7 protein-coding genes are annotated in these 11,625 nt (G+C 43.5%); 4 read left to right on the top strand and 3 right to left on the bottom strand.

Features of this window, described 5'->3' with window-relative positions:
* Positions 1-229: 229 nt before the first annotated feature.
* The 3 genes from BN3283_RS07590 to BN3283_RS07600 are packed head-to-tail and all read left to right on the top strand — an operon-like array spanning position 230 to position 5,872.
* Positions 230-1,366 (top strand): efflux RND transporter periplasmic adaptor subunit, encoded by a 1,137-nt coding sequence (locus BN3283_RS07590; protein WP_041505145.1) that lies wholly within the window; start codon positions 230-232, stop codon positions 1,364-1,366.
* Positions 1,363-4,482, top strand: a complete 3,120-nt coding sequence (locus BN3283_RS07595) for an efflux RND transporter permease subunit (RefSeq protein ID WP_059026261.1) — start codon at positions 1,363-1,365, stop codon at positions 4,480-4,482. The genes BN3283_RS07590 and BN3283_RS07595 overlap by 4 nt, the downstream gene beginning before the upstream one ends.
* A gap of 37 nt (positions 4,483-4,519) precedes the next feature.
* The gene (locus tag BN3283_RS07600; RefSeq protein ID WP_041504398.1) at positions 4,520-5,872 is read left to right on the top strand and encodes an efflux transporter outer membrane subunit; all 1,353 of its coding nucleotides are present in this window, start codon (positions 4,520-4,522) and stop codon (positions 5,870-5,872) included.
* Between the two features lie 50 nt (positions 5,873-5,922).
* Here BN3283_RS07600 and BN3283_RS07605 read toward each other — a convergent pair whose 3' ends face one another.
* Together BN3283_RS07605 and BN3283_RS07610 are read right to left on the bottom strand one after the other, a co-directional pair.
* Positions 5,923-7,569 (bottom strand): metallopeptidase TldD-related protein, encoded by a 1,647-nt coding sequence (locus BN3283_RS07605; RefSeq protein WP_059026262.1) that lies wholly within the window; start codon positions 7,567-7,569, stop codon positions 5,923-5,925.
* A gap of 49 nt (positions 7,570-7,618) precedes the next feature.
* Positions 7,619-9,325: a TldD/PmbA family protein gene (locus tag BN3283_RS07610; RefSeq protein WP_059026263.1), complete on the bottom strand. Its 1,707-nt coding sequence runs from the start codon at positions 9,323-9,325 to the stop codon at positions 7,619-7,621.
* 534 nt (positions 9,326-9,859) lie between these two features.
* Between BN3283_RS07610 and BN3283_RS07615 the strand changes: the two genes are divergently transcribed.
* The gene (locus BN3283_RS07615; protein ID WP_059026264.1) at positions 9,860-10,261 is read left to right on the top strand and encodes a bactofilin family protein; all 402 of its coding nucleotides are present in this window, start codon (positions 9,860-9,862) and stop codon (positions 10,259-10,261) included.
* Positions 10,262-10,365: 104 nt separating this feature from the next.
* On the opposite strand, the gene rocD is transcribed toward BN3283_RS07615, so the two are convergent.
* Positions 10,366-11,577, bottom strand: a complete 1,212-nt coding sequence (gene rocD / locus BN3283_RS07620; RefSeq protein ID WP_041504396.1) for an ornithine--oxo-acid transaminase — start codon at positions 11,575-11,577, stop codon at positions 10,366-10,368.
* Positions 11,578-11,625 lie beyond the last annotated feature (48 nt).

The raw sequence follows: 11,625 nt of genomic DNA on the forward strand, positions 1-11,625 counted from the left end.
TCCGGATGTTAATTATTTTTTTGTAAAATCATTTCAACGTAGAAAAATTCCCCAACACCGTGGAAAAACGCCTCAAGATTTTGGCCGGACATTAAACAATTTCCATCTGGGGTACGTAAAACATATCACTGATAACCAATCGAATACAATTAATATTATCGAATTATCCAAAAATAGCATGCCATTTTCATAGGAATGGACATCGTGTACGAAATTAAAACAAAAAAGTATGAATAGATTATGTGAAGTCCTTATTATTTTTTTGCTTGTATCTTTGGTCGGATGTAAAAAAAATCAGGAACCGGAAAGACAAGTTGTAACCGTTGAAAAAGTCGGTGTTGATGATGTTGAGATATACGGTGAATACGTGGGAAGAATCCGAGCCAAACGTTTCGTTGAAGTTCGGGCCAGAGTGGAAGGTTATCTCGAACAAATGTTATTCGAAGAAGGAAAAAGAGTACATAAAAACCAACCTCTGTTCCGGATCAACAGCGATTTATATAAAGCAAGAGTGGATAAAGCAAAAGCTCAACTAAAAAAAGACAACGCCCAAAAAGCCAAATCGGACCGGGATGTCGAACGTCTTCAACCTTTATACGCTCAAAAAGCCGCCAGTCAATTGGATTTGGATAACGCAAAAGCCGCTTCGGAAAGCGCAGAAGCCAACGTTGCCATGAGCAAGGCCGATCTGGCTCAAGCCGAATTGGAATTAAGCTACACGACCGTGAAGTCCCCTATCGACGGCTATATTAGCGAACGCTACGTGGATATAGGGACATTGGTAGGTCCGGGTTCCAAATCGCTTTTAGCCACGATCGTGGAGAGTGACGAGGTGCTCGTTGATTTCAGTTTGACCGCATTGGACTATTTACGTAGCCAGCAGCGTAATGTCCGCTTAGGAGAAAAAGACGCTAACCGCTCCTGGCAGCCTAACGTCACGATAACCCTGGCGGATAACTCCGTTTATCCCATAAAGGGAGTCGTTGACTTCGCGGAACCGCAGGTTGATCCTCAAACCGGAACGTTCGGGGTACGGGCAGAACTTCCGAATCCGAATCGTATCCTGTTACCCGGACAATTTACCAAAGTAAAACTGTTGCTCGATGTACGGGAGCATGCCATCGTCGTTCCCACGAAAGCCGTCGTAACTGAAAAAGGAGGTGCTTATATCTATGTCGTACGACGAGACAGTACCGCAGAAAAACGTTTCATCGAATTAGGTCCGGAATTTGAAAATCAGGTCGTCGTAGAACGGGGATTGGGAGAAGGAGAACTTATCGTGGTGGAAGGTTTCCATAAATTAACCCCGGGAAGTCTTGTACTTCCAGTCGTTGCCACTAAAGAAGAGGAGGAAAAAAGCTTATGAAATTAACCTTTTTTATCGACAGGCCGATCTTCTCGGCCGTGCTCTCTATCGTAATCGTGATCATAGGTTTTATCGGTTTATTCCTTCTTCCTGTCGATCAATACCCGCAAATCACCCCCCCGGTAGTAAAAATATCGGCTTCCTATCCGGGAGCCAGCGCCCTTACGGTTTCTCAAGCCGTGGCCACACCCATTGAACAAGAGTTAAACGGAACCCCGGGAATGCTTTACATGGAATCGAGTAGTTCCAATTCCGGTGGTCTCTCTATCGACGTAACATTCGACATTTCGGCCGATGCAGAACTCGCCGCCGTGGATATTCAGAATCGGGTTAAATTAGCGGAATCGCGTCTTCCGGCCGAAGTAATACAAAACGGCATTAAAGTAGAGAAACAGTCATCCAGTCAGTTGATGACCTTGTGCCTCACCTCGTCCGACGCTCGTTTTGATGAAATTTATCTGAGTAATTTCGCCACGATCAACGTATTGGATATCCTTCGACGGATACCGGGAGTGGGACGGGTTTCAAATATCGGAAGCCGATACTACGCCATGTGTATCTGGGTACTTCCCGACCGAATGGCAAACTTCGGACTAACGGTCAAAGATCTCCAAAATGTACTGAAAGATCAAAACCGGGAATCCGCCGCCGGAGTTTTAGGTCAACAACCGATCTCCGGATCGGATCTGACCATCCCTATTTCCGCCCCGGGACGGCTCTCCAGCATTAATGAATTTGAAGAAATTGTCGTTCGCGCCAACCCGGACGGTTCCATGATCCGCTTACGCGACGTGGCCAGGGTCTCGTTGGAAGCGGGTTCCTATTCCACGGAAAGTGGTATAAACGGGGAGAATGCCGCCGTATTGGGCATATACATGCTTCCGGGAGCCAACGCCATAGAAGTAGCCGATAACGTGAAAAAAGCCATGGAAGAGATCAGCAAAAACTTCCCGGAAGGATTAAGTTACTCTATTCCTTTCGACATCACCACTTACATATCGGAATCAATACATGAAGTTTACAAAACACTTTTCGAGGCCCTCTTTTTAGTTATCATGGTGGTTTTTCTTTCTTTGCAAAACTGGAGAGCCTCAGTCATCCCGTTACTCGCGGTTCCCGTCTCTTTAATAGGTACTTTCGGTGTTATGCTCATGATGGGATTCTCCCTGAACATGTTGACATTACTCGGATTAGTATTGGCTATCGGTATTGTTGTGGATGACGCCATTGTCGTCGTAGAAGGTGTCGAACGCCTTATGGAAGAAGGACTCTCCCCCTACCAAGCCACCTGCAAGGCAATGAAAGAATTAACCGGCGCTTTGATCGCAACCTCATTGGTTCTGGCAGCCGTTTTCATTCCGGTCAGTTTTCTTCCGGGAATCACGGGAATGCTTTACCGCCAATTTGCCATAACAATAGTCGTCTCCGTATTGATCTCTACATTGGTAGCCCTGACTCTGAGTCCGGCCATGTGTGCCATCATGCTTCGACCGAATAAACATGAGAAAAATTTTATTTTCCGCAAAATCAACGAATGGTTGGCAAGAGGCAACAATTTTTACATTCGGACTTTATATAAAGCCGTAAATTGCCCCCGCCGAATCATTGCCGGATTCGGCATGATCCTTGTACTCATTTTCGTGTTGAACCGGTTTATTCCGAGCAGTTTCTTACCCGAAGAGGATCAGGGATATTTTAAAGTCGAATTAGCTCTACCAGAAGGGGCAAGTCTTGAACGTACCCGTATCGTAACGGAAAGAGCCGTAGAATTTTTGAGAAAGCATCCGGCTGTCGAGTATGTACAAAATGTGACGGGAACCAGTCCGAGGATCGGAACGGCACAATCCAGAGCAGAACTGACCGTCATTCTTAAATCATGGAAGGAAAGAAAAAAAGGTGACTTATCATTGGAGAAAGTCATGGAGGAGGTACGTTCCGAATTTTCCAATTACCCGGAAGCACAGGTATTTTTATCCACACCTCCCGTGATCCCGGGATTAGGAGCCTCCGGAGGTTTTGAAATGCAAATAGAGGCACGCAACGGAGCCACATTCGAAAATCTCGTGGAAGCCGTCGACACGTTAATGAAATACGCCTCCCGTTCTCGGGCCATTACAGGAATATCCTCCTCATTACAAGCCGAGATTCCACAATTGTATTTCGATGTAGACCGTGATAAAGCCCAATTATTGGGCATCCCGCTGGCCGACATATTTTCAACGATGAAAGCTTACACGGGATCGGTTTACGTGAACGACTTCAATATGTTCAACCGGGTATATAAAGTTTACATTCAAGCAGAATCCCCGTACCGCAAATACAAAGATAACCTGAATCTGTTTTTTGTTAAAACGGCCAAAGGGAACATGGTTCCCCTGACGGCGTTGGGATCAGCCGAATACACGACCGGACCGGGAAGTATAAAAAGATTTAATATGTTCTCTACCGCCGTGATTCGGGGTTCTGCCGCACCGGGATACAGTTCCGGACAAGCCATGAACACCATAGAAAAAATAGCCCGGACCCGTTTACCTGAAAATATGGGTATCGAATGGAGCGGTCTTTCCTTCCAGGAGAAAAAAGCGGAAGGACAAACCGGACTCGTCATGATTCTGGTATTTACCTTTGTATTTTTGTTCTTAGCCGCTTTATACGAAAGCTGGCTCGTGCCTGTTTCCGTGTTGCTATCCCTTCCGGTTGCCGCTTTCGGAGCTTATTTAGGGATATGGGTTTTCGGATTGGAAAACGATATTTATTTCCAGATCGGATTAGTTACCCTCATCGGTCTGGCCGCCAAAAACGCCATATTAATCGTGGAGTTTGCCAAAATAGAAGTAGACCGGGGCATCGATGCCGTACAAGCGGCTGTAACAGCCGCAAGGGCCCGGTTCCGTCCTATTTTAATGACCTCACTGGCTTTTGTTTTAGGTATGCTTCCTCTCGTAATAGCAAGCGGTCCGGGATCTGCCAGCCGTCATTCCATCGGCACGGGAGTATTTTTCGGTATGATCGTCGCGATTACGGTCGGAATTATTCTGGTCCCCTTCTTCTTCATCATGATCTATAAACTGAAGCAGAAAAAACATCGCAGGGTGCCAAATGAAATTTCAAACTGAAATAAGTTAGACACCCATTTTAAAGTTATGTAAGACTATGAAACACTATAAGCTCATAAGTATCGGACTTCTGACAGGAGTTCTTCTCACCTCCTGCAAATTAGGACAAAAATATACCCGTCCCGAATTAGATCTCCCGCAAGCGATTCTTGCCGGAGGCAAAGACACCCTTTCCGTCCAGCATATCAAATGGTGGGAACTGTATAGGGATACCGTATTGCAAGGATTAATCAAAACGACTTTGGAACACAACAAAGATATGCTGATTGCCGCTGCCCGGATCAAGGAAAGCAAAGCTTACCAACGGATCAGCAAGGCCGATTTATTTCCACAAATCCAAGGACAAATCGGTGGAGAGAGAGAGTATGACGCAACCCCGGAGAATACCTTCGAAGCTAAATTAAACCTCACCTGGGAAGTTGATCTATGGGGTAAACTGCGCTGGGCCACACAAGAAAGCTTAGCCGCTTATCTGCAAACGGTAGAAGGTAAACGAGCCTTGCAAATGACACTGATCGCACAAGTCGCACAAGCTTATTTTGAACTCAGAGCACTGGATCAAGAACTAAGTATTGTACGACAAACATTTAAGGCACGGGAAGAAAGCGTATATTTAGCTAAACTCCGTTTCGAAGGAGGGTTGACATCCGAGACCTCTTACAGACAAGCACAGGTGGAATTGGCTAAAACCAAAACCTTGATTCCGGACTTGGAACGCAAAATAAAATTAAAAGAAAACGAAATCTCTTTACTTACCGGACACTACCCGGGACAAATCCCTCGCGGACAAGATATCGTAAATCAAGCTCTACCCCCGTCATTACCCGTTGGTTTACCCTCCACATTATTGGAACGCCGCCCGGATCTCAGGCAAGCTGAACTAAAGCTAAAGGCAGCAAATGCCAAAGTCGGCATTGCCTACACGAACTTATTCCCTAATTTCAAACTAACCGGGGTATACGGCCTGGAGAATAATGAACTCAGTCATTTTTTGAAAGCACCCTACTGGTACATAGGAGGCGAATTACTCGAACCTTTATTCGCCATGGGTAAACACAGGGCCAAACTGAAAGCGGCAAAAGCCGCTTACGAACAGGAAGTATACGCCTATCAAAAAAGCGTGCTGACCGCTTTTAAAGAGGTTGACAACGCCCTGACTTCCTACCAGAAAATAAAAGAGATACGAGAATCACGTTTACATTTGGAAGAAGCCGCTCACTCCTATATGGATTTGGCAACCCTCCAATACATTAACGGTGTAATCAGTTACTTAGACGTATTGGACGCACAACGTGGCTATTTTGATGCTCAAATCAGCCTGAATAACGCCATCCGGGACGAACTACTTTCGGTTGTCTATTTATACCTTGCCCTCGGCGGCGGATGGTAAAACTAAAAAAGCCGGATAAAAAATCCGGCTTTTTTTATATGAAAAAACTTTTATCGTTGCAACGGATAAGTCAATACGGGTGCTTTCTCAGCCTTTACAGGCAATTTACCGATCTCGACATCTTCAATTAAAATGGCAGAAGGATAAATCAAAGAAGATAAAACATCATTGTTCAAAATGTAATTGGAGACATTTTCTTTGTTTGAGATCTCCAATACACGCTTAATCTTAGGTAAAGTAATCGCAGAAATATCAGCCGTACGGGTCAATGTTTCGCTACCGTCTTTTACATTCACCCGATAAAGCAAGGATCCGATACCACTTATACGACGAACGATGTAAGCGTAATCCAACCCTTCTTCCTTCGCAGCCTTAATTAAGGCTTTTTTCATCTTCTCCGGCTTAATTCCTTTATCCACTTGGATGTGAATCGTACCGGGAGCAGTCACATAAGCTATTCCGCTATACACGAACCGGGAACTACCGGTAGAGTGCGGAGCCTTCGAGGTAGGCACACAACCGTTCAACATTCCCCGAAGAATACCGTGCTCTACTAAAGTCATCTCTTTTTCCGGAACAACTCCCTCTGCATCGATCTCATAAGCACCGATCAAAGAAACTCCGTTGTATTTATCCAATGTGCTGTAATTTTTTACAGTCAAACGGGAGTCTATGATCTTCTTACCCATTCGGTCGTCTAACGTCTTTACTTGTTGAACACGGTCTGAATTAGGCTTGCGATAAGCAAACAGACCTTGTTTATTCAACAGATTACGAGTGAAGATCGAAGAAGCGGCACCGTCCTCAAATAATACCGGACCGGAATAATACTCTTCAACTTTAGGAGCATCTTTCAATTTAACCAGATTCTCTGCAAATTTCGTTACATTTTTCTTCAATTCCTCTATGGAAGGTAAATCCTCCGGGGTTTTCACCAAAACAGAGTAAGTATCCGTAATCTTCTCACCTTCCGGAGTCGTTACGGTTCCCTGTGCAAAAAGATTCACAAAACGAGAAGGTTGCTTCACGGAAACCCCATCCGTCGTTTGGCGATACAACTCCATATCTATACCACTTACCACAACCCGCGTATTGTATATCTCCTTGTAATTTTTAAAAATAACGGACAATTCTTTTACTATCTCTTCCAACTTAGAACGATCGATCGTATAAGGCTCCTTGGGCTCCACGATCTTTACGATAGGTTCTACTTTTTCCAAATCAGCCAATTGAGCTTCTTCAGCAGACTGTGGATTAGCTTTCAAATAAGCATCCTTGGCTGATGCCGATTGCAGGGCAAACTTATACATGACATCGGTTGCCAACCAAAAACCTCTCCGGACACCCAAATAATCCATCTCTTCGGGAATAGACGCCTCTGCATATTGTCCCACGTACATGGCATCACTCGTGTGATTATAATCACCCAACATCAACTGGACTCCCCCTGTCGTATTCCCATTCGACACGTAAGAGTTTACTACCCCTCCCAATACCCCCACTATTTCAAACTGACGATAATGTCCCAACGCGTAAGACAGGAAAAAAGGTCTTTGCATATTCGGCAAAACAATTTCTTCTTTATTCCGCTCGATCTCATCTTGCATAGCTTTGAAAACCACCTTATCGGAATCGCTTTGTGCCGATACCGGAGCGACCAGCAAAAAAAGCAAAAATACAGCTAATATATATCTCATCTTATTTTAGATTTACGATTTTAGACTTTAAACCAAAGTACAATAACTTTTATTTCTTGTTTTCACTCGGAGCCTGCAGTATGGGAGGCAATTGCCGAGACTTTTCTCTCCGTTGCGTTTCAATCTTATTAACGAAAATCATGGGAGAACTTGCCGTTACAGGCACCCATCCGGACTCAGCGCCACACATTCCCGTGAACACGCTCGGCCGATCTCCACCGGCTACGATATTGGAAAACATAGACAAGGGCGTACCGATCAGGTCTACCCCCCGAACCAACTCGTCCGGGCGACCGTCCACGTAAACACGGTATACCTCCAACGGAGTTACATTAAAGGAGTTCAAACTTCCCCCCTCTCCCGTATAAGTAAAACCACTCGTTACCTCTTTGAAATAATAACCGTATTCTTTTCCTTGTTTCTTAGCTTCCTCTATCAACATCTGGCGTAATTGAGCCTCAGTCCGGGGATTCGTCGTTTCCACGACCAAATTGGCCTGACGGGATACGGGATCCCCACCTCCGGCAGTACGTCCGTGAGCATTGCTATGAGGGAATCCCTCCAAAGGAACCCGACTCATCAAAAACTCTTTCAATACTCCGTTCGTAACGACATCCACCCGACGGGCCTTAACTCCCTCGTCATCATACAGATAGAAACCGTTCATGTAATCTCCTGCATATTGTCTCAGCGTGGGATCCGAATATACCTGGAAGTCAACTGGTAAAACTTGCTCGCCTACCATTTTCTTAAAAGTTTGTCCGCCGCTCTTCATCCGATGACCTTCCAAACGATGTCCAAAGATTTCGTGAAAAAAAACACCGCTGGCAGGCCCTGAAAGGATGGCCGGTCCCGTATAAGGATCAACGACCGGGGCCGTCCGCAAAATATTCAATCTTTTTACCATATCCTTCGCATCCGCAATCAAACGCTCGTTGGAAGGAAGATCTTTCAGCTCGTAAGCAAAATAAGAAAGATTCAACGGTAAATCCATCCCGTCCTCGGCTTTCATGGAAGCAGAAATGATAATACGAGCGTACGTCCGGTTCTGCACGACTTCCGTACCCTCTGTATTCACGAAATAAGTACGCAATACCCGGAAACTCAAGCTCGCCTGTCCCTCCTGCAATAAAGAAGACTCTTTAAATATAGAAGAAACCTCGTTCAAACGCTTTTCCCAGGCTTTTACATCAATAGCTTGCTTTTCTGCCGGAATCGGTGCTTCATAATACTTTTCCACAGGAGTGGAAGAAAAGCAAGGAGCTTTATCCTCGTTATCCACACTTACCGTACTTTGTGTTTTTGCCTTCTCGTACATATCAAGGGCAAAATTGTAACGCTTTATAACCTCCGACCAAATAGCCTGCTTTATACCGTCCTCTCCGTTTTCATCTTCCAAAGGAAGCAACGCCCCCCGGTAATTTCTTCTTTGATCCGGTGCCGTTCCCATGTAATTATATTTAAAATTATCCAGTAACGTATCACCTAAACGGATCTGAGGTACCAACATACGGGTACGATAGTCTTGAACCGACATAGTCGCCCCGAAAGAGCTGGATATATTCACATTTCTATCATCCAAAACACGGAAATTCATGTGATAAGGAGGAAATTCCTGTTTCTGCAACTCTTTCATATCATACGCTAACTCTTGCTTCAAAAGTTGCAGTAACTTATCCTGTTCCTGCCCGAAAGCACCCGGCAAAAACAACAGAAAAAGAAATAAGCTTAAAATAACCAATCTACATTTTCTCATTTGTGTAAATTTAAGTGAATAAATAAATATATAAGGCTACGCACAAACCTCGTAACAAATATAGCAAGATAAATCTAAGAATAAATAAATTGATATTTTAAAATTATGTTATAATAAACCTAAAATACCGGGAACTACCCTCCCCGAAGTGATAACCAATACCTATAAACGCATTATATATAAAAACAATTTTAAACATTTACCCGCTATATTCCATGCAGTTATGACTATATTTCATTCCAACCACACATATTTTACTCCATTTATACTATCCATATCATTTTTATTTTATAATATTACGCTTTAAACGAAGGTTTTATAAATACGATTCGTACTCTATTATTACACCATATTCGCCTTCCAATACTGAAACCATCTAATTGTCAATCAGAGTTATAATTATATATTACTTTGTATCTAATTTCTAAAAAATATACCTATTACCATTCTCATAAAACGTTCGTTTTATGAGTTACGTCATTAGGTTTAAAATACTGATATACTATCACCTATCAATCCTTAATATTAATATATATGTTAAAAAAGAAAGCCATGGCAAAAGAGAAAGAAACAGAAAACATTTTCAACTTATTAAACGAAGGGCTTACACTGGAAGGTGATTTACAAACGGATAAAGACATTCGTATTAACGGGACACTAAAGGGAAACATGACAACGAACGGAAAAATAATTATTGGCCCGGTAGCAAATATCACAGGACAAACAAAAGCCCCTTACATTGAAATATTCGGCAAATTAACCGGAAATATTATTTCGGAAGGAAGTGTGATTCTGAAATCGAAATCCATCATAGAAGGAACGATTGTCACACACACTTTGATTGTAGAACCGGGAGCTCAATTTAACGGAGAATGTAAAATGATCGATAAAAAGAAAGCGGAACCCCAACCGCCTCAAACTCCCCTTAAAAAATAAATAGGCTTCGATTGTACAAAAATAACCGTTGTAAAACAGATTTCTCTTTATTTTACAACGGTTATAAACTTTATTTTGTATACCTCTTTGAGATTATACCTTGTCTACTTGAATTCTTCAAGGGTCTTTTTAATGATGTCGATCGCTTCGAGTAATTGTTTCTTCTTAATTACCAAAGGAGGTGCAAAACGAATTATATGTTCGTGGGTAGGCTTAGCCAACAAACCGTTATCCCGCAATTTCAAACATACATCCCAAGCCGTCTTTCCATTCTTCGGCTTAATTACCACGGCATTCAATAAACCCTTACCGCGAACCGACTCGATCATATCGGATTTTATCTCTCCTACCTTCTTCCGGAAAATTTTACCTAATTTTTCGGCATTTTCTACTAATTTCTCATCTTTCACGACCTGTAAAGCCGCCATAGACACTTTTGCCGCAATCGGATTACCACCATAGGTAGAACCATGCTCTCCCGGCTTAATGGTCAACATAATCTCATCATCGGCCAACACGCAGGAAACAGGCATTGCGCCCCCGGATATGGCTTTTCCTAAAATCAAAACATCCGGCCGGACTCCTTCATGATCACATGCCAACATCCGCCCCGTACGAGCCACTCCGGTTTGTACCTCATCAGCCATAAATAACACATTATGGGCCTTACACAAATCATAAGCCTTTTTCAGGTAGCCATCCTCAGGCACGAACACGCCGGCCTCTCCCTGTATCGGTTCCAACAAAAATCCCGCCACGTTAGGATCTTTCAACTCTTTTTCCAAGGCCGGAATATCATTATAAGGTATACGTACGAACCCAGGAGTAAAAGGTCCGAAACCCGCGTAAGAAGAAGGATCGTTAGAAAGGGTTACAATCGTAATCGTACGACCGTGGAAATTATTATCGCAGACAATGATTTTTGCCTGATCGGCAGGAATACCCTTCACGTCGTATCCCCAACGACGACAAAGCTTTAAAGCCGTTTCATCCGCTTCTGCCCCGCTATTCATCGGCAACACCTTATCATACCCAAAATACTCGGTGATGTATTCTTCCCACTCGCCTAAAACATTATTATAAAATGCCCTGGAAGTCAACATCAGCGTTTTGGCCTGATCGGTCATAGCTTTCACGATCTTCGGATGACAATGCCCCTGATTCACGGCAGAATAGGCGGAAAGAAAATCAAAATAACGTTTCCCGTTCACATCCCATACAAAAATTCCTTTTCCTCTCTCCAACACCACGGGTAGCGGATGATAATTATGAGCACCATATTTGGCCTCACGATCCATGTAATCTTTTTCTGTCATTTTTTTAATATTAGTTGGTTATACGTATTCATGTAACGTTCCCAATTT

Source organism: Gabonibacter massiliensis (assembly GCA_001487125.1).
Lineage (GTDB): Bacteria > Bacteroidota > Bacteroidia > Bacteroidales > Marinifilaceae > Gabonibacter > Gabonibacter massiliensis.